Origin of the sequence: Pantoea sp. QMID4 (genome assembly GCF_030270445.1) — a bacterium.
Classification (GTDB): domain Bacteria; phylum Pseudomonadota; class Gammaproteobacteria; order Enterobacterales; family Enterobacteriaceae; genus Pantoea; species Pantoea vagans.
Genome location: NZ_BSXL01000001.1, coordinates 402458 through 421087 on the forward strand (window position 1 = coordinate 402458; position 18630 = coordinate 421087).

The 18630-nt window shown below is 56.1% G+C and carries 17 protein-coding genes; 6 read left to right on the forward strand and 11 right to left on the reverse strand.

Annotated elements, in window-relative coordinates; translation table 11 throughout:
• Positions 1–265 precede the first annotated feature (265 nt).
• The gene (locus QSK07_RS01800; protein WP_098052788.1) at positions 266–586 is read left to right on the forward strand and encodes a YejG family protein; all 321 of its coding nucleotides are present in this window, start codon (positions 266–268) and stop codon (positions 584–586) included.
• On the opposite strand, the gene yejF is transcribed toward QSK07_RS01800, so the two are convergent.
• The 9 genes from yejF to yeiP all read right to left on the reverse strand — a co-directional run bounded on the left by yejF (position 573) and on the right by yeiP (position 11397).
• Positions 573–2177, reverse strand: coding sequence for a microcin C ABC transporter ATP-binding protein YejF (gene yejF / locus QSK07_RS01805; protein ID WP_285720278.1), 1605 nt, complete (start codon positions 2175–2177; stop codon positions 573–575). The genes QSK07_RS01800 and yejF overlap by 14 nt on opposite strands.
• Entirely contained in the window at positions 2178–3200 is a 1023-nt protein-coding gene (locus tag QSK07_RS01810; RefSeq protein WP_275220898.1) for an ABC transporter permease, read from the reverse strand.
• The gene (locus QSK07_RS01815) at positions 3197–4291 is read right to left on the reverse strand and encodes a microcin C ABC transporter permease YejB (RefSeq protein WP_098052791.1); all 1095 of its coding nucleotides are present in this window, start codon (positions 4289–4291) and stop codon (positions 3197–3199) included. Before QSK07_RS01815 ends, QSK07_RS01810 begins: the two co-directional genes overlap by 4 nt.
• An 11-nt stretch (positions 4292–4302) precedes the next feature.
• Entirely contained in the window at positions 4303–6111 is a 1809-nt protein-coding gene (locus tag QSK07_RS01820) for an extracellular solute-binding protein (RefSeq protein WP_285720279.1), read from the reverse strand.
• 44 nt (positions 6112–6155) lie between these two features.
• Positions 6156–7718 (reverse strand): cyclic di-3',5'-guanosine monophosphate phosphodiesterase PdeN, encoded by a 1563-nt coding sequence (gene pdeN / locus QSK07_RS01825; protein WP_275220896.1) that lies wholly within the window; start codon positions 7716–7718, stop codon positions 6156–6158.
• A 222-nt stretch (positions 7719–7940) separates the two neighbouring features.
• Positions 7941–8516, reverse strand: coding sequence for a bifunctional murein DD-endopeptidase/murein LD-carboxypeptidase (mepS, locus tag QSK07_RS01830; protein ID WP_013358530.1), 576 nt, complete (start codon positions 8514–8516; stop codon positions 7941–7943).
• A 513-nt stretch (positions 8517–9029) separates the two neighbouring features.
• Positions 9030–9737: a phosphatase PAP2 family protein gene (locus QSK07_RS01835; RefSeq protein ID WP_285720280.1), complete on the reverse strand. Its 708-nt coding sequence runs from the start codon at positions 9735–9737 to the stop codon at positions 9030–9032.
• A 43-nt stretch (positions 9738–9780) separates the two neighbouring features.
• Positions 9781–10749, reverse strand: coding sequence for a CobW family GTP-binding protein (locus QSK07_RS01840; RefSeq protein WP_285720281.1), 969 nt, complete (start codon positions 10747–10749; stop codon positions 9781–9783).
• Positions 10750–10824: 75 nt separating this feature from the next.
• On the reverse strand, positions 10825–11397 hold the full coding sequence (gene yeiP / locus QSK07_RS01845) for an elongation factor P-like protein YeiP (RefSeq protein WP_098052796.1): 573 nt from the start codon (positions 11395–11397) through the stop codon (positions 10825–10827).
• 163 nt (positions 11398–11560) lie between these two features.
• Here yeiP and QSK07_RS01850 point away from each other — a divergent pair, with 163 nt between their 5' ends.
• The 4 genes from QSK07_RS01850 to fruA all read left to right on the forward strand — a co-directional run bounded on the left by QSK07_RS01850 (position 11561) and on the right by fruA (position 15882).
• Entirely contained in the window at positions 11561–11815 is a 255-nt protein-coding gene (locus QSK07_RS01850) for a YkgJ family cysteine cluster protein (RefSeq protein WP_285720282.1), read from the forward strand.
• 272 nt (positions 11816–12087) lie between these two features.
• Positions 12088–13218: a fused PTS fructose transporter subunit IIA/HPr protein gene (gene fruB / locus QSK07_RS01855; RefSeq protein WP_098052799.1), complete on the forward strand. Its 1131-nt coding sequence runs from the start codon at positions 12088–12090 to the stop codon at positions 13216–13218.
• Complete coding sequence (gene fruK, locus QSK07_RS01860; RefSeq protein ID WP_098052800.1) at positions 13215–14153, forward strand: 1-phosphofructokinase; 939 nt, start codon at positions 13215–13217, stop codon at positions 14151–14153. The genes fruB and fruK overlap by 4 nt, the downstream gene beginning before the upstream one ends.
• Before the next feature lie 16 nt (positions 14154–14169).
• The gene (gene fruA, locus QSK07_RS01865; protein ID WP_285720283.1) at positions 14170–15882 is read left to right on the forward strand and encodes a PTS fructose transporter subunit IIBC; all 1713 of its coding nucleotides are present in this window, start codon (positions 14170–14172) and stop codon (positions 15880–15882) included.
• Between the two features lie 306 nt (positions 15883–16188).
• Here the strand turns inward: fruA and nfo are convergent, their stop codons facing one another.
• Both nfo and QSK07_RS01875 read right to left on the reverse strand, forming a co-directional pair.
• Positions 16189–17034 carry a deoxyribonuclease IV gene (gene nfo / locus QSK07_RS01870; protein WP_285720284.1) on the reverse strand — a complete coding sequence of 282 codons (846 nt, stop codon included), beginning with the start codon at positions 17032–17034 and terminating at the stop codon, positions 16189–16191.
• Positions 17035–17085: 51 nt separating this feature from the next.
• Positions 17086–18141, reverse strand: coding sequence for a YeiH family protein (locus tag QSK07_RS01875; protein ID WP_285720285.1), 1056 nt, complete (start codon positions 18139–18141; stop codon positions 17086–17088).
• A 106-nt stretch (positions 18142–18247) separates the two neighbouring features.
• On the opposite strand from QSK07_RS01875, the gene QSK07_RS01880 reads away from it, so the two are divergent.
• On the forward strand, positions 18248–18622 hold the full coding sequence (locus QSK07_RS01880) for a YkvA family protein (protein ID WP_098052803.1): 375 nt from the start codon (positions 18248–18250) through the stop codon (positions 18620–18622).
• Positions 18623–18630 lie beyond the last annotated feature (8 nt).

The following is an 18630-nucleotide window of genomic DNA, read 5'->3' on the forward strand; positions in this document are numbered from 1 at the left end:
TCCGCAGTGATGCTCATCTCGCCGGTTTTGTTTCTTACTTGTGAAAACCTTTAGTTAAAAAAGTAACCACAATGCGTCTAAAATGATTGTTAACGGCGTGTGAACGCGGTACATATAGGCTGAAGTGCGATGTAAGTCGCAAAAAATGCGCTTCTGCAATCCGCATGGATGGGCCAGTCATCCCTGTCCTGACTCTGCGGGGATCAACCCGTTTTCAGCCGGGCAGGTCGGTGTTGCGACATAAACTCATCGGGGAGAGTAACCTATGCTGCAACTTTCAATTGTGCATCGTCTGCCACAGCGTTTTCGCTGGGCCAGCGATCACCATAGTGCCATTGAATCCGATGACACAACGCTGGATGAGCAAGAGTTCGTGGCGTTGCGTCTGATCAGCCATGACGGCATTCCGGCGTGGGAGATCCTGCAGCAGCTGAAAGAGGTACTGGCGGATATTCAGGTCGATTGCAAAGTGGCCGAGTGCGAAGGGCAGCCCTGCCTGTTTATTCAGCGTCGCGACGAAAGCGCCACTAACTGCTGCCTGAAAAATCAGGGCGTGGCGATTGCGGAAACGTTTATCGCAGGGTGAATTGCGCCGACTGCAGCAGCTCGCGGGTATAAACAGCCGTCGGTGATGCAAACAACGTTTCACACTCTCCCTGTTCCACTACCTCCCCCTGACGCAGCACAATAAGCTGGTGACACAAGGCGCGAACCACATCCAGGTCGTGACTGATGAACAGATAGCTGAGCTGACGCTGCTGCTGTAAGCGGCGTAACAGTGTCAGAATCTGCTTCTGCACCGTGCGATCCAGCGAGGAGGTGGGTTCATCCAGTATCAGCAGCTCCGGCTCCAGAATCAGTGCCCGTGCGATAGCAATACGCTGTCGCTGACCGCCAGAGAATTCGGCCGGATAACGATGCCGGCTTTCCGCTTCCAGTCCCACTTCCTCCATCACCGCAATCACCCGCTGCGCCTGCTGTACACTGTTCAGTTCGGGCTGATGCACCGCCAGACCTTCAGCAATGATCTGCTGCACAGTCATACGCGGATTGAGCGAGGAATTGGGATCCTGAAACACTACCTGAATGCGCTGACGCAGTGGCAGAAGCTGCCGGCGCGACAGCTGATGCAGCGGCTGGCCGTCAAACCAGACTTCGCCACGTGAGGCAATCAGCCGCAACAGCGCCAGGCCGGTGGTGCTTTTACCTGACCCGGACTCGCCCACCAGACCCAGACTTTCACCCCGCCGCAGGCTGAAACTCAGCCCGGAAAGCACCTGCTTTTCGCCGGTCTGCCGCCGGAACAGTCCGCGTCGCTGCGCAAAACTGACCTGAAGCCGGTCGACCTGAAGAATGACCGGCGCGTCTGCGGGTAGCGGCAGTGGTTTTCCCTCCGGTTCGGCGGCCAGCAACTGCTGGCTGTAAAGATGTTGTGGCTGGTTCAGCAGAATCTGGCAGCGATTCTGTTCCACGATGTGACCCTGACGCATCACGCTGACGTTATCCGCCAGCTGACGCACGATACTCAGGTTATGGGTGATAAACAGCATGCCCATATTCAGCTCCCGCTGCAGTTCACGCAGCAGCGTCAGAATCTGCGCCTGTACCGTCACATCCAGTGCAGTGGTCGGCTCATCGGCAATCAGCAACTGTGGCTCGGTCAGCAGCGCCATGGCGATCATCACCCGCTGGCGTTCCCCGCCGGAAAGCTGGTGGGGGAAATCATTGAGCCGGGTGTCAGGCTGATGGATACCGACCCGTTCAAGTACGCTGAGAATCTCACCGCGTGCCGCCGGACGACGCAGCCCGCGATGCAGCGACAGCACTTCATACAGCTGCTTCTCCACGGTGTGCAGCGGATTCAGCGATACCATCGGCTCCTGAAAAATCATTGCGATCTGGTTGCCGCGAATCGCGCGCAGTCGTTGCTCGCGGGCGCGCAGCAGATCTTCACCGTTAAACAGAATCTCTCCACGGGGATAAATCACCGCAGCCTCATGCAGAAGTCGCATTACCGACAGCGCCGTGACGCTTTTGCCGGAACCCGACTCGCCCACCAGCGCCAGCGTTTCGCCCGCGTCAATGCGCAGTGAAACGTCATTCACGACCTGGCGAAGTTGCTCGCCCTGACGAAAGGCGATCGAGAGATGATTGATGGCAAGCAGTGGCGTCGTCATTCAGGCTCCTTTGCCCGGATCAAAGGCGTCGCGCACCGCTTCACCGATAAAAATCAGCAGCGAGAGCAGGATCGCCAGGGTGAAAAAGCCCGCCAGGCCCAGCCAGGGCGCCTGCAGGTTATTTTTGCCCTGCAGCAGTAGCTCGCCCAGCGAGGGCGAACCCAGCGGCAGACCGAAACCGAGAAAGTCGAGGGAGGTGAGCGTAGTGATCGATCCGCACAAAATAAACGGCAGAAAGGTCAGGGTAGCCACCATCGCGTTAGGCAGCATGTGACGCAGCATAATCCGGCCATCGCTGACGCCCAGCGCCTGTGCTGCGCGGATGTAATCAAAGTTTCGGGTTCGCAAAAACTCGGCCCGGACCACGCTCACCAGGCTCATCCAGCCGAACGCGACGGTGACCAGCAGCAGCCACCAGAAACCGGGCTGAATGACGCTGGAGAGGAGGATCAACAGAAACAGCGCAGGCATGCCGGACCAGACTTCAATCATTCGCTGCCCAATCAGATCAATTCTGCCGCCGAAATAACCCTGCACTGCGCCAGTCACAATCCCGATGACACTGGAGATAAGTGTCAGCAGCACACCGAACAGCAGGGAAATGCGCGTGCCATAGAGCAGACGAGCCAGTACGTCGCCACCGTTGGCGTCCGTGCCGAGCCAGTTCTGCGCAGAAGGCGGAGAGGGAAACGGCACATTGGTGGCAAAATTGATGGTGCTGTCGCTGAAGCGAATCGGAGCCCATAATGCCCAGCCGTTCTGCGCAATGCGCTGCCGCAGCCAGGGATCCTGATAATCCGCCGCTGTCGCCAGTACGCCGCCATAGTCGGTTTCGCTGTAGTCAAACAGCAGCGGCACCGTCCAGCGCTGCTGGTAATGCACCAGCAGCGGCTTGTCATTGGCGATCAGTTCGGCACACAGCGACAGCAGGAAAATGACCAGAAAGATCCACAGTGACCAGTAGCCGCGCCGGTTATGGCGAAAGTGCTGCCAGCGCTGTTGATTCAGCGGAGAGAGCGTCATGAGCGGCTCCCGAAATCGATGCGCGGATCGACCAGCGTATAGGTCAGATCGCTAAGGATATTCATCAGCAAACCGATCAGCGTGAAAATATAGAGCGTGCCAAACATCACCGGATAATCACGTTGCAGCGTTGCGTCATAGCCGAGCAGGCCGAGTCCGTTGAGCGAGAACATCACTTCGATCAGCACTGAACTGGTAAAGAACATGCTGATAAACGTGGCGGGAAAGCTGGCGATGACCAGCAGCATCGCATTGCGAAATACATGGTGATAGAGAATATGGCGTTCCGGCACGCCTTTGGCGCGCGCGGTCACCACATAGAGCTTGCGGATCTCATCCAGAAAGGCGTTTTTCGTCAGCATCGTCAGTGTGGCAAAGCCGCCAATCACCGTTGCCAGTACCGGCAGGGCGATATGCCAGAAGTAATCCAGCACTTTGCCATACCAGGGCAGGGTGTCGTGCTGCGCAGACGTAAGCCCGCGCAGCGGGAACCAGTCGAGATAGCTGCCACCGGCAAAAAGTACGATCAGCATGATGCCGAACAGAAAAGCCGGAATGGAGTAGCCAATGATAATAAACGCGCTGCTCCAGATATCAAAGGCGCTGCCGTTGCGCACCGCTTTGCGGATCCCCAGAGGGATCGACACCAGATAGATGATCAGCGTGCTCCATAATCCCAGACTGATGGAGACCGGCAGGCTCTCCTTAATCAGCCCGATCACCGAGGCGCTGCGAAACAGGCTGTCGCCAAAGTCAAAACGCAGGTAGTTCCACAGCATTTCGCCGTAGCGCTGCCATAGCGGTTTATCGAAGCCGTAACGCTTTTTGATCTCCGCAATTACTTCGGGATCCAGCCCGCGCGCGCCACGGTACTGATTATCGGCGGGATTAAGATGACTGACGCTGGCGCGTGAACTGGCGTTCTCCGCGCCGCTGCCGGGCAGGCCGGTGGTCTGACCAAACTCAATATTTGCCAGCGCCTGATCAACCGGTCCGCCAGGCGCAATTTGCACGATAAAGAAGTTAAGCGTGATGATCGCCCATAAGGTCGGGATAATCAGCAGCAATCTGCGCAGAAAGTATGCGGCCAACGGTCATCTCCTTAGCGTTTGCTGGCCGGCAGGCGTCCGGCTTTGTTTGTGTCGTACCACCCGTTTTCCAGCCCGGTGCTGTAGGCAGGTTTTCGGGCAGGGTGTGAAAACTTATCCCAGTATGCCAGCCGCTGTTCAGCGTTGTACCACATCGGGATCATATACGCATTCCACAGCAATACCCGATCCAGCGCCTGTGCCAGCGGCCGCAGCGCGGCAGGGTCGCCCTGATGCGCCACAATCTGTTTCACAAAGTGGTCGACGATTGGGTCTTTGACCCGCGCGGTATTCCACGACGAGGTGATGTAGTCGGATTGCCAGAGGATCTGCAGACTGGAGGTCGGGATCGGCATTGCCCCATAAACGGTGGCGATCATATCGTAGTCGCCTTCACGCAGGCGCCGCAGATACTGCGAGCTGTCGATCTGCCGCAGGTTCAGCGTAATGCCGAGCCGCGCAAGGTTGTGCTGCAGCGGTAACGCCCAGTCGTTGTTAGAACCACTGCGCAACAGCAGCTCGACGGTGAACGGCTGACCGGTTTTATCATTGACCAGTTGGCGATTTTTAATCTGCCAGCCCGCCTGTTTCAGCAGCTCAAACGCGCTTAACAGACTGGCGCGATTATAGCCGCTGCCATCGGTTTTGTGCGGCAGGTAAGGCTGGCTGAACAGCGCAGGTGGCAGCTGCGCGCGCCAGGGTTCAAGCAGCGCCAGCTGATGTGCATCCGGCACGCCGTGAGCAGCATACTCTGTATTCTGGAAATAGCTGCTGGCACGGTGCCAGGCACCGTAATAGAGCGCTTTGTTCATCCACTCGAAATCGAACATCAGTGACAACGCCTGGCGCACGCGGCGATCGTGGAATAGCGGTTTTTCATTATTGAATGCCAGCCAGCGGGTATCGATAGCGGCTTCATTGGGCGCGGTTTCTTTTACAATGCTGCCATCATCGAAATTGCGGCCGCGATACTGGGTCGCCCATTTCTTCGCCGACGTCTCTTCACGCCAGTCGTACGCACCCGCTTTGAAAGCTTCAAACGCCACATTGTCATCCAGATAGTAGTCATAGCGCATACGATCAAAATTAAAGCGTCCGTGATTCACCGGCAGATCGGCGGCCCAGTAATCTTTTACCCGGCTGAACTCAATAAACTGGCCCAGCTTCCAGCGCGTGATGCGATAAGGTCCGCTCGACAACGGTGGTGCGCTTAATGGCTCGTTGAACTTCTTATCGCGCCAGAACGACTCGGGAATAACCGGTAGCGTCAGTAAACCAAGCAGCAGATCTTTATCCGGTTTCTGTGCCTCGATGCGGACCGTGAGATCGTTCAGCGCCCTGACGGTCACGCCACGGTAGGCGACGCGGAACTGGGGCACGCCCTCGGCCATGAACTTCTGAAAGGTGAACGCTACGTCGCGGGCGGTGACTGATGTGCCGTCATGGAACCGGGCGCGGGGGTTCATGCGGATCTCAATCCAGGTAAAATCGCTGGCGTAGCGTGCTGATTCAGCAATCAGCGGATAATAACTGCCCGGTTCATCGTCTGAGCTGGTATACAGGCCGTCATAAAGCGTGCCGGTGTTGATGCCCGGATTGCCGCGTGAGGCGTAGCGGTTGAAGTTGTCGTAAGTGCCCACCACCGCCAGGGTAATGCTGCCGCCTTTTGGGGCGTGGGGGTCAGCGTAATCGTAATGGCTGAAACCGGGCGGATATTTCGCTTCGCCGGCCTGTGTGAAGGCGAACGTTTGCAGGACCGTGGCAGCCAGCAGCGGAGTGCTGAAGAGGCCGCACAGCAGCAGAAATCCCAGGCGAAATAGCATGTTCTCTCCCGTTAAATGTCCGGCGCGATTCGGGCCAGAGAGTCTCAGGCGTTATGACGCCGGAAATAGTCTATCAGCGTTTCCGGTCGCAGCGGACGGCTGAAGATGTAACCCTGCAGATGAGTCACGCCACGATGAATCAGCCAGGCGGCCTGTTCGCCGGTTTCTACCCCTTCCGCCACACTTTTCAGATTCAGCTTCTTCGCCAGCTGCAGCACAGTGTCCAGCACTGGCGAGGTCAGGGTTTCTGTGCCGATACTCTGGACAAAGCCGCGATCGATTTTCAGGTAATCAAACGCATAACGTTCCAGATAGATCAGCGCACTGTGGCCGGTGCCAAAATCATCAATGGCAATATTGATATGCTGCTGATGCAGCCAGTCAAACAGTTCCCCGACGTTTTCATCGCGCATCATGGCGCGCTCGGTAATCTCAAACACGTAATTAAAATGAGCCGCAGGCATGGTATCAAGCCAGCGCAGCACATCCTGCCGGAAACAGCTGTCAGCCAGATGCAGCGGAGAGATGTTGAGGCTGAGGCAGGCATGACGGGGAATGGTATGACACAGCTGGTGCGCATCACGTGAAATCAGCTGAAACAGATGCCGGGTCAGAGGAATAATCAGGTTCTGTGACTCGGCATACTGAATAAACACATCGGGCGGGATCGGGCCTTCGGTCGGATGGGTCCAGCGCAGTAACGCTTCCATACCATAAGGCTGACCATCATGGGAGGTGACCAGCGGCTGATATTCAACGTGAAACTCGCCGCGCTTCATGCCCCGAATCAGCTCTTTCCCCGGACGCTGATAAACAGATAACAGCAGCCAGCAGCCGCCGGAAACCAGCAGTGACAGCAGCAGGCTGCACAGCAGGATATTCTGATAATCACTGAACGTCAGAACCGAACCGAACAACACAAACTGCAGCGGATAGCCCGTCAGCGCCTGCTGATACAGCGGCGGCGGCAGACTTTTATTTTCCATCACGCCAGGCTGCCAGCTGGTTAAGGCACTCTTTTGCGCCTTCAGCGCCATACCGGTAATTTCCGGATGCCCGGAGACCTGCAGCTGGTAGGGAGCCAGACTGATATTCAGCGTCGCGAAGACACCTGACTGCTTACTGCCAGGATTTTTAATCCACAACCCCAGCGCCGGTTTATTTGGCTGAAGCGGCGTGCCTGACATCAGCTGCAGATCGATGTCACGTGAGACATCACTATCAGGTGCGATCACATTCAGCGGCAGGCTAAAACTGCCGGTGGCTGAGGAGCAAAAGGCATTGCCGTCGTTAACCAGCAGGATGGCGCGGAGATTACCGGCAAACGCGGCGCGCGAGGTCAGTTCATGATTAATGGTATGACAGGCAGTGTGGGTGAACGGAAGCAGGGGACTGAGGGTGCTGTTGAGCAGGCTGGAAAGCGTTTGCTGTAATGCTGTGCGGCTGTTCTCCAGCAGTTGCTGATGCTGTCGTTCGCGCTTCTGCCAGGTCTGGTGAAGTGACAGAGCGGCAAACAGAAGAAAGAATACGCCACCGGCCATCGCACTACTCCATGCGATTCGGCGAGGATAGGTGGCATGGCGCCTTAGCGCCCCCGACAGTGGCATGAGGAACGTCCCCTGATCAAATTATTATTATGTTATTGCACTCGACTGCTTCGGTTTAAGCGACCGAGAATATAACGAGAGTGTCCGAAATGTCTCGTTATTAATCTGAAATACAATGCTTTTATCTGATAAAACGACTGTCGCTAAGAATAAGGCACGAAAAAAAACGCTGCGTAAGCAGCGTTTCATGTTCTCTGGCTGAGAGAAGATCGAAGGTGATAATCAGGTCGGGTTACGACTCAATACACGGCGTCCTTCACGGTAACGCTTTTTCCAGTAGTCATCATTGAGACTGGAGATCATGACGCCACTGCTTGTGGAGGCATGAACGAAATTATCGTTACCCAGATAAATACCCACATGACGGCCAGTCGAACCGGCACGGAACATCACAAGATCGCCTGGACGCAGTTTACTGCGGGTAATCTCTTTGCCGGTGTCCTGCTGCTCAGAGGTCGAGCGCGGTAATTCTAAGCCAAACTGATCGCGGAAAGTGCGTTGTACAAAGGCGGAACAATCGATCCCGCGTTTGGTATCGCCACCGAGGCGATAGCGCACACCTTTCCAGACGGCGTATTGTTCCATGATGCGCGACTTAACGTCGACGTTACGCACCATTTCTTCAAACTCATCCTGAGACGCCTGAAGTAAAAAACCATTGTGGTTGTTAACTTCATGATTCTCGTTATTCGCGTTTTGACTGCTATGGGTACTGCTACAAGCTGAGAGGAGTGTGGCCAGCGCCAGTGCGGGCACGATCCGCAAGATATATCTCAGTATTGGTTGAGACTTGACCATTATTCGGGTTTTCCTTCGATTTCCTTACGACAAAATTGTCGCCAGCCAGATGACAAAACAGGGAGATTAATAAGCGAAACAGCCTGAGACAAATCCTTAATTACTAAAATGTGTTAATGGACACATTTTAACGGTAAAAAATCCGAATTTTCTGCCGCTGCAGCCTCACTGCGACTGAGATTAACTGATTACAGACGCCGTGGCGAGTGCTTTTGATCAATTTTATATAGGTTTTTTTGATGTGAAATCAAACCGTAACATACTGACTACTTTAGCTACAATTGTGGTGAAATGATGATGAGAACAGGCAGTAAAAGGGGCGTCAATTCAGGGCATAGCCTCTGTTTTTAGCGTTTTCTTAATTGACAGAGGATAGTGGTGGCTATTTAACCTGTCGGCAGTGTCATAACCTTTTCTTTTCGTAAATTTAATTAGCAGGCTAATAGTGGTGGGCTGTTTTTTATAAGCGCGGACGGTTAAGATCAGGGCGATTAAATCGTCCGCGCTTAACATTTACGTCACGGGCTTATATTTACCCGGTAATTTGCGATAAAACCAGTTAACCAGCACGTCACTGGCCGGCGTTAATAGCCACCAGCTCAGCCCCACTAATATCACTGACATTGAACCGACGGCAATATCGGTAAACCAGTGTGCACCCGCCATGATGCGCGGCAGTGAAAATATCACCACAATAGCGGTGGCAATTAAAAAACGGCTGAAACCAAAATAACGCCAGATAAAGCAGGCGAAAATGATCAGCATCATACCGTGGTCGCCAGGGAAGCTGTCTTTCGAGGCATCTTTAGCGGGGATGCCGGTCAGTTCGCTGACGCGATGTACGTTCTCAAAGAACAGCGTCGGACTGGAGTGTTTCACTGGCAACAGGTGGCCCAGCTGGTTAAGCACCACGGCGGTGAGCAGCATAGTGATGCCGATAGCCAGCATCCGCCGCCGCGCCTGTGGCGTTTCGCGTCGCCAGATCGACAGATAAAGCAGGCCCATGGCCAGCAATGACACCGCATCAAAACCCCGAAAATTGGTGATAGCGACGATCAGTGCGAACAGCGGATGGCTCACCATCTGATTGTTGAAGCCATAGAATATAGTTTTATCAATGCCGAACCAGAAACCATGTTCTGGCGGTAGATACCACGAAAGAAAGAGCACTAAACCCAGTGCATTAAGCAGCAGGATAGTAATAAGGCGGGTTGCGCGCATAATTAAAACTCATTTAAAAAAATAACCGCCGACAATACCTGTCTTAGCGTAAACGGCACTTCAACAACGCCGATTGTAGCCGATTCCAGTCAGCCTGCTGAGAATGAATGATCTCAATGCGGCTATCAGGTGGCAGTGTGGCGTGGGTTTCACTCTGCAACGCTTTTGCCTGGCAGTTAATACGCATTGTGCCTTCTGGCGTGCGCATCACACCTTTAATACGATCGACCGCTGCCTGCCGCACCCATTCCAGCAGCGCGCTGCTGTCGAACCGCGTATCAGCATCAAACAGCCAGCCGCAGGCGCTGTAACCCTGGCCGTGATTCAGCGCCCGACGCCAGCGCGCTTCGCCGTCCAGACGTAACGCCGCCAGACCGCTGGTAGGATTTGCAGGATGATGATGATGCGGCAGCGGAATATCGCGGGGCTGATACGGCATATCCAGCAGGGAAAGGGGGACCTGACCAAATTCTGTCTGTATTAATGGACGCGGAAACTGCATCTGCTGCTGCCAGTCAGCCAGGCGCTGACGGTCCGCCTCATCCCAGCAATCGCGCTTGTTGGCGATGATAATATCGGCGGCAGCCAGTTGATCACGGAAGTTTTCATTGGCAACGATACGGGGATCGGCCAGCTGGCGTGCATCCAGCAGCGTCAGGGTGGCATTCAGTTGCAGCCACGCCTGATAAACCGGCGCGCTTAACATCTGCAACACCTGACGCGGATGACCCAGGCCGGTTGGCTCGATCAGCAGCCGATCGGGCTTGCTCCTGAGCAGCATATTCAGCCCGACCTGCATCGGCAGGCCATTAACGCAGCACAGGCAGCCGCCGGGGATCTCTTTCAGCGTGGCACCGCGATCGGCCAGCAGGGCGCCGTCGATCCCAATCTCACCAAATTCGTTGACCAGCACTGCCCACTTTTCCCCGACAGGCCTGGCGGCCAGCAGATGGCAGAGCAGCGTGGTTTTGCCGCTGCCCAGAAAACCGGTGATCAGGTTAACGCGTGTCATAAGACCAACTCCTGCCAGAGAATAGCGTGATAATGTAATACTATAACATTATCACGATGGGCAGCAGGTTGCCGGTTAGTCTGCACGACCCATGTAGCGGCGTTCAGCGATATGGATACGGATGCGATCACCGTTGCTGAGGTATTCCGGCACCTGGACAGAGAGACCCGTGCTCATGCCGGCCGGTTTGGTTCGGGCGCTGGCAGAGGCGCCTTTAATACCGGGTGAGGTATCCACGATTTCCATGTCTACGGTTTGTGGCAGTTCCAGTGCCAGCACCTGACCTTCCATCGTCAGTACATGAATGCCAGGGATGCCGCCTTCAGGGATAAACAGCAGCTCTTCTTCAATCTGCTCCTGTTTAAAGGAATAGGGGGTGTAATCCTCATCATCCATAAAGATGTATTCGTCACCATCTATATAAGAGAAGGTCACGCTGCGGCGGCTGAGTGAAATCGCATCAATAATCTCGTCGCCCTTGAAGCGCTCTTCGACTTTTAAACCGGTGCGGACATCGGTAAAGCGCATTTTATACAGGGTGGCGGCACCGCGTGCGCTGGGGCTCTGAACATCAATGTCCTTAACCAGCAGCAGTTTACCGTTGTGCGTGACGGCCATCCCTTTTTTGATTTCATTGGCTTTTGGCATTGCTGTTCTCGCTATCTTAAGAGTGAAGTGCGCGCAACGTTACTCGCGCCGGTGAAAACTGGCAATATCGTGGATGCGAAATTTTGTGTCAGGCCGCGGCTATCGTGGTAATCAGCGCGGTGGACTGCTATTGTCACCGCGACTTTCTCTGCCGGAGTACAGCATGCAATGCCGTAGCCAATGCGGTGCCTGTTGCACAGCACCTTCGATCTCCTCGCCGATTCCGGGTATGCCGGACGGCAAGCCCGCCAACACGCCCTGTATTCAGCTTGATGACACACTTCGCTGCAAACTGTTTGGCTCACCACTGCGTCCGGCTGTCTGCGCAAGTCTGCAACCCACACACAGCATGTGCGGCGATTCCCGCCATCAGGCGATGACCTGGCTGCTGCAACTCGAAGCGGATACCGCGCCCTGAAGCGCTGACGCTGCTGAAATTTCTGGTCCGGTCATCTCTGGTTTACAGCAACTGCGTCAGCCTGTTCACTTTTTATTCCTCTTAACCACTCCGAAATGTGCGTAACCTCAAAAATCTGTAACGCTATTTGCGCATTTTCTTGCTTCCGAAAAGTTGCTGTACCACAATCCCTGAAACGTTTCAGCGGTGACTGCGCCACCTGTTTTCAACAGCATGGCGTAAAAAAATCCCCACTGGCTGAAACGATTCAATCTCAGCAAGCGAGGAGAATTATGTTCCAGCTCGAATTGCAGGCCATCCATACCGGAGCCAGCGCCCAGAACAAAGAAGAAGCCATTCGTCAGGTTGCTGCCGCGTTAACCGCTGCAGGCAATGTGACGGAAGGCTACGTCAACGGCATGCTGGCGCGCGAACAGCAGACCTCCACCTTTCTTGGCAACGGCATCGCCATCCCTCATGGCACCACCGATACCCGCGATCTGGTGCTGAAAACCGGTGTTCAGGTGTTCCAGTTCCCGCAGGGCATTGCCTGGGGCGAGGATCAGACCGCCTATGTCGCTATCGGGATTGCTGCTAAGTCAGATGAACATCTGGCGCTGCTGCGTCAGCTGACGCATGTTCTGAGCGATGACTCCATTGCCGAACAGCTAAAAACCGCCTCTGCTGACGATCTTCGTGCGTTGCTGATGGGCGAGAAACAAGCCGCTGAATTCAGCTTCGACACTTCATTAATTACGCTGAACGTAGCCGCCAGCGATCTGATCACCCTGCAGGCGATGAACGCCGGTCGGCTGCAGTCCGCGGGCGTGGTGGATGCCAGCTACGTGGCGGAGGTGGTTTCAACGACGCCGCTGAATCTGGGGCAGGGCATCTGGCTTAGCGACAGCAGCCTTGGCAACCTGCGCAGCGGTGTGGCTATCAGCCGTGCTGAACATGCTTTCGATCATCAGGGCGAACAAGCTGCACTGTTGATCAGCGTGTCGGCGACCGATGAGCGTCCGCTGGAAGTGCTGGGTTACCTCAGCGCATTACTGCAGCAGGGCAAAGCCGATCGTCTGCTGAAAGCCGATGCGGCAGGCGTCTACGCGCTGCTGACCAGCGAAGTCGATGAGCAGGCTGAGGTACTGACCGCCGAATACACCATCCGTAACGAACATGGCCTGCATGCCCGTCCGGGCACCGCGCTGGTCAGCGTGATAAAGCAGTTCAACAGCGACATCACCGTGACCAACCTCGACGGCAGCGGTAAACCGGCTAATGGCCGCAGCCTGATGAAAGTGGTTGCGCTGGGCGTGAAGAAAGGCCATCGCCTGCGCTTCACCGCCAGCGGTGACGATGCACAGCAGGCGCTGAACGCGATTGAAGAAGCGATCACCAGCGGTCTGGGCGAGGGGGCATCATGAGCAGACGCGTCGCCACCATTACGCTGAATCCGGCGTATGACCTGGTGGGCTATACCCCTGAAATTGAACGCGGTGAAGTGAACCTGGTGAAAACCACCGGGCTGCATGCTGCGGGCAAGGGCATCAACGTCGCCAAAGTTCTTAAAGACCTGGGTATTGATGTCACCGTGGGTGGCTTCCTGGGTAAAGAGAATCAGGACGGCTTCCAGCAGCTGTTCAGCGAGCTGGGCATTGCTAACCGTTTCCAGGTGGTACCTGGCCGTACCCGTATCAACGTTAAACTCACTGAACAGACCGGGGACGTCACCGATCTGAATTTCTCCGGTTTTCAGGTAACGGGTCAGGACTGGGATCGTTTTACCACCGACTCGCTGACCTGGCTGGGCCAGTTCGATATGGTCTGCGTCAGCGGCAGCCTGCCGGAAGGTGTCGATCACGATGCCTTTACCCGCTGGATGACCGAACTGCGCACCCACTGCCCATGCATCATCTTTGACAGCAGCCGCGAAGCGCTGGTGGCAGGCCTGAAAGCCGCACCGTGGCTGGTTAAACCTAACCGCCGTGAGCTGGAAATCTGGGCCGGTCGCAAACTGCCAGCGCTGCAGGATGTGATTGGTGCTGCGCACGAACTGCGCGAGCAGGGCATCGCCCATGTGGTGATTTCGCTGGGCGCAGAAGGCGCGCTGTGGGTCAACGCCTCGGGTGAATGGATTGCTAAACCACCGATGTGTGAAGTCGTCAGCACCGTGGGTGCAGGTGATTCCATGGTTGGCGGCCTGATTTATGGCCTGCTGATGCGCGAATCCAGCGAACACACGCTGCGTCTTGCGACTGCCGTGGCGGCGATGGCCGTCAGCCAGAGCAATGTCGGCGTTTCCGATCGTACTCAGTTGGCCGCAATGATGGCGCGCGTCGACTTACAACCCGTTAACTGACAGCAGGAGAGCGATAATGAAAACGCTGCTGATTAAAGACCCTGTACTGGGACTGGCTTCCGCTTATATGGCGCAACAACGTCTGGCTGCGGCCGCACCTGCTGCGGGCCTGACTCTGACTGATAACCCTGCCGACGCTGAACTGGCGATCGTGCTGGGTAAAAACGTGCCGGACGATGCGGTGCTGAACGGTAAAGCGGTCTGGCTGGGCGATATCCAGCTGGCAGTCCGCGAGCCGGAAACTTTCCTGAACCGGGCGAAAGCCGAAGCCAGAACCTGGCAGGCAACCGCTGCAGTGACCACACCGGCTGGCGCAGTTGCTGCGGCACCGGCTCAGGCTGGCGCGCCGAAACGCGTGGTTGCCGTTACCGCCTGTCCGACCGGCGTGGCGCACACCTTTATGGCTGCCGAGGCGATTCAGGCCGAAGCGACCCGCCGCGGCTGGTGGGTGAAAGTTGAAACCCGCGGTTCCGTGGGGGCCGGTAATGCGATTACCCCGGAAGAAGTGGCTGCTGCCGATCTGGTAATCGTCGCTGCTGATATCGAAGTCGATCTGGCGAAATTTGCCGGTAAGCCGATGTACCGTACCTCAACCGGTCTGGCGCTGAAGAAAACCGCGCAGGAACTGGATAAAGCGGAAGCAGAAGCGAAGCCGTATAAAGCGGCGGCTGCCGGACAGAGCAATACCCGTGAAGAAGAGAAGAAAGGCGGCGCGGGGGCTTATCGTCACCTGCTGACCGGTGTTTCTTACATGCTGCCGATGGTGGTCGCAGGTGGTCTGAGCATTGCCCTGTCGTTCGCTTTTGGTATCACAGCCTTTAAAGAGCAGGGCACACTGGCTGCGGCACTGATGCAAATCGGTGGGGGCAGCGCCTTTGCCCTGATGGTACCGGTACTGGCGGGCTTTATCGCCTTCTCCATCGCCGACCGTCCGGGCCTGACGCCAGGTCTGATTGGCGGTATGATCGCCACCAGCATCAACGCAGGCTTCTTAGGCGGTATCATCGCAGGCTTTATTGCCGGTTATGCGGCGAAGCTGATCAGCGGCAAAGTTAAACTGCCGCAGAGTATGGAAGCGTTGAAACCGATACTGATTATTCCGCTGTTTGCCAGCCTGATCACCGGCCTGCTGATGATCTACGTGGTGGGTAAACCCGTTGCAGGCATCATGAATGGCCTGACGCACTGGCTGGCCAACATGGGTACGGCGAATGCGGTCCTGCTGGGTGCGATTCTGGGCGGCATGATGTGTACTGATATGGGTGGTCCGGTGAACAAGGTGGCTTACGCATTTGGCGTTGGCTTACTGAGTTCGCAGACGTATGCACCGATGGCCGCCATCATGGCCGCCGGTATGGTGCCACCGCTGGCGATGGGTCTGGCTACGCTGGTTGCCCGTCGTAAATTCAACAAAGGTCAGCAGGAAGGTGGTAAAGCGGCACTGGTTCTGGGGCTCTGCTTTATCTCTGAAGGCGCGATTCCGTTCGCAGCCCGTGACCCGATGCGCGTTCTGCCTTGCTGTATCGTCGGCGGTGCGGTTACCGGCGCGATCTCCATGGCGATTGGCGCGAAACTGATGGCACCGCACGGTGGTCTGTTTGTCCTGCTAATCCCTGGCGCAATCACCCCGGTTGTCGGCTATCTGATGGCGATTATCATCGGCACCGCGATTGCAGGTCTGAGCTATGCGGTTCTGAAACGTCCGGAAGAGCAGCTGGCGAAAGCCTGATGTGCAGAAGTGCATAATCTGCTGAAGTGAAAATAACAGGGAGCCGGATAGCTCCCTGTTATTCCAGTTGACAAAGTCGGGCCTGGTGGCGGTTAGACCGAGCTGGCACTGGGAACACGGTCAGATCGGAAAGACGCAAAAGCCGCCATCCATGGCACGCTCGGCCCGCGCCGTCCCTGGCGCGGGACGCTTTCCTCCTCTGACCCTGTTCCCTGCTTCCCTGCGCATTGAGTTAATACGATGCTGCCAGGTTCAACCGGTTTTTGGTTTGTCAGCGGTCTGAGGGAGCCAACTGGCTCCCTTTTTCTATCCCTGCTGTTCGGCTTTCAGCCAGGCAATCTCATCTTTCCAGATATCAGGATTAATGGTTTCCAGAATCAATGGGATACCATCAAACCGGGGATCTTTCATCAGCCAGCTAAAGGCCGTTTTGCCGATATTCCCTTCACCCAGACTGTGATGGCGGTCAACGCGACTGTCAAAGGCGCTCTTAGCATCGTTCAGGTGCATGCCGCGCAGATAGTTAAAGCCGACAATGCGCTCAAACTCTGCAAACGTCGCTTCACAATCCGCTTCGGTGCGCAGGTCATAACCGCCGGCAAATGCATGGCAGGTATCAATGCAGACGCCGACGCGCGACTTATCTTCGACGTGCTCAATAATGGTGGCGAGATGCTCGAAGCGGAAACCCAGGTTACTGCCCTGACCGGCGGTATTCTCAATCACCGCGGTGACGTTCTGACTCTGATCGAGGGCGATGTTGATCGACTCTGCAATCCGCTTCAGGCACGCTTCTTCTTCGATCTGATGCAGATGGCTGCCGGGATGAAAGTTCAAAAGCGTCAGGCCGAGCTGGTCACAACGTTTCAGTTCATCAATAAAAGCCGCGCGGGATTTCTCCAGCGCCTCTTCAACCGGATGACCGAGGTTAATCAGAAAACTGTCGTGCGGCAGGATTTGCTGCGGACTGAATGTGTACGTCTCGCAGGCAGCGCGAAAAGCATCAATCACCTCGGTGGAGAGCGGGGCAGCCTTCCACTGACGCTGATTTTTAGTAAAGAGGGCGAAGGCGGTGGCTTCTATTTCATGGGCGCGGATCACAGCCTGATCCACGCCACCTGCCGCACTCACGTGTGCGCCAATATATTTCATGCCTTTCTCCTGGGGCTATGCACGGGTGAAGCGGCATGATACCCGATGCCACTAGCTCATGAAATGTTGCACCAGCAGATTGATGGTGCCGCCGCCTGCGATTAACCAGCCAAATACCAGCGCGCCCAGCAGCAGCGGTTTAACGCCGGCCTCACGCAGCGCGCCAAAACGGGTGGTTAAGCCCAGGGCGGCCATCGCCATAGCCAGCAGCAGACCCGCCACCTCATTCAGCGTGGCCACTACCGCAGCAGGCAGCAGTTGCAGCGAGTTAAACAGTGCGACCGCGATAAACAGCAGGGCGAACCAGGGAAAGGTCACTGGCTGACGCGCCTGGCTCGCGTTGCGTTTGCCGCGGATTACCGCACTCAGGCAGAGCAGGAACGGCGCCAGCATCATCACCCGCAGCATTTTGGCAATCACGGCGCTGTTCTCAGCCTCCGGGCTGATGCTGTGCCCGGCGGCCACGACCTGCGCCACTTCATGGATGGTTGAGCCGGTGAATACCCCAAACTGCGCGGCACTCAGCCCCGGAAACAGGTGATGCGCCAGCGGCCAGAGCAGTGGATAAATAAAGATCGCCAGCGTGCCAAACAGCACCACGGTCGCGATAGCCACCGCGACTTTTGATGGCGCAACTTTCACTACCGGCTCGGTCGCCAGCACGGCCGCAGCCCCACAGATACTGCTGCCTGCGCCAATCAGCCAGACGGTATCGCGATCCAGCTTCAGCAGCCGGATGCCCAGCAGACAGGTCACAAAAAAGGTGCTGCTCAGCGTCAGCGCATCAATCAGGATGCCGCTGATACCGACGTCAGCAATCTGTTGTAAGGTAATGCGAAAGCCAAACAGGATGATCCCCAGCCGCAGCAGCTTCTGTTTAGCCAGTGCCACGCCGCTGTCGCAGCGCGACGCCAGCGGCGTATAGACGCTATTACCGACCAGAATGCCCAGCATAATTGCCAGAGTCAGTGAACCCAGTCCTGCTGCTGCAATCGCCGGTTGCTGCGCCAGCCAGCTGGCAGCCCCGGCAATCGCGGCAGTCAGCAGCAGACCAGGGAACCAGAGCGCAACGGGATGATGCGTTTTAGGGATGCTCAGTTCGGTCATGGTGGTCACTCCTCGTGGTTGAATCATGATCATGAGGGTGACTGGCTTAAAAGTGAAATAGATAATATATTTATAATTGACCAGAATAAACGATAAGGCAGCAATCATGATAGTTTCGCGTCTGCGCCGCTGGGCGACGCTGATCAAAAAAGATGTATTCGTGCTGTGGTTCGCGTTTCGGGATCCGCGCACGCCCTGGTGGAACAAGCTGGGCATGCTGGGGCTGGTCGCCTACGGTGTCAGCCCAATCGATCTCATCCCGGATGTGATCCCGTTTGTCGGTCTGCTGGATGACGCGGTGATTATTCCTACGGGTGTCATGATCCTGTTGCGTCTGCTGCCGCGAGAGGTGCGCATCACCAGCAGCGAACGCGCGCAGTCCCAGCGTTCGCGCGGCAAAAAGATGGCAGGCTGGCTGGTGGTCATCGGGCTAATCTGGCTGGCGTTAATCATTTATCTTGTCAGGCACTCACTGAGTTAAGAGGCGAC

Coding starts and splice junctions, on each gene's coding strand:
- QSK07_RS01800 (WP_098052788.1), top strand. CDS start 266: ATGCTGCAACTTTCAATTGTGCATCGTCTGCCACAGCGTTTTCGCTGG.
- yejF (WP_285720278.1), bottom strand. CDS start 2,177: ATGACGACGCCACTGCTTGCCATCAATCATCTCTCGATCGCCTTTCGT.
- QSK07_RS01810 (WP_275220898.1), bottom strand. CDS start 3,200: ATGACGCTCTCTCCGCTGAATCAACAGCGCTGGCAGCACTTTCGCCAT.
- QSK07_RS01820 (WP_285720279.1), bottom strand. CDS start 6,111: ATGCTATTTCGCCTGGGATTTCTGCTGCTGTGCGGCCTCTTCAGCACT.
- pdeN (WP_275220896.1), bottom strand. CDS start 7,718: ATGCCACTGTCGGGGGCGCTAAGGCGCCATGCCACCTATCCTCGCCGA.
- mepS (WP_013358530.1), bottom strand. CDS start 8,516: ATGGTCAAGTCTCAACCAATACTGAGATATATCTTGCGGATCGTGCCC.
- QSK07_RS01835 (WP_285720280.1), bottom strand. CDS start 9,737: ATGCGCGCAACCCGCCTTATTACTATCCTGCTGCTTAATGCACTGGGT.
- QSK07_RS01840 (WP_285720281.1), bottom strand. CDS start 10,749: ATGACACGCGTTAACCTGATCACCGGTTTTCTGGGCAGCGGCAAAACC.
- yeiP (WP_098052796.1), bottom strand. CDS start 11,397: ATGCCAAAAGCCAATGAAATCAAAAAAGGGATGGCCGTCACGCACAAC.
- QSK07_RS01850 (WP_285720282.1), top strand. CDS start 11,561: ATGCAATGCCGTAGCCAATGCGGTGCCTGTTGCACAGCACCTTCGATC.
- fruB (WP_098052799.1), top strand. CDS start 12,088: ATGTTCCAGCTCGAATTGCAGGCCATCCATACCGGAGCCAGCGCCCAG.
- fruK (WP_098052800.1), top strand. CDS start 13,215: ATGAGCAGACGCGTCGCCACCATTACGCTGAATCCGGCGTATGACCTG.
- fruA (WP_285720283.1), top strand. CDS start 14,170: ATGAAAACGCTGCTGATTAAAGACCCTGTACTGGGACTGGCTTCCGCT.
- nfo (WP_285720284.1), bottom strand. CDS start 17,034: ATGAAATATATTGGCGCACACGTGAGTGCGGCAGGTGGCGTGGATCAG.
- QSK07_RS01875 (WP_285720285.1), bottom strand. CDS start 18,141: ATGACCGAACTGAGCATCCCTAAAACGCATCATCCCGTTGCGCTCTGG.
- QSK07_RS01880 (WP_098052803.1), top strand. CDS start 18,248: ATGATAGTTTCGCGTCTGCGCCGCTGGGCGACGCTGATCAAAAAAGAT.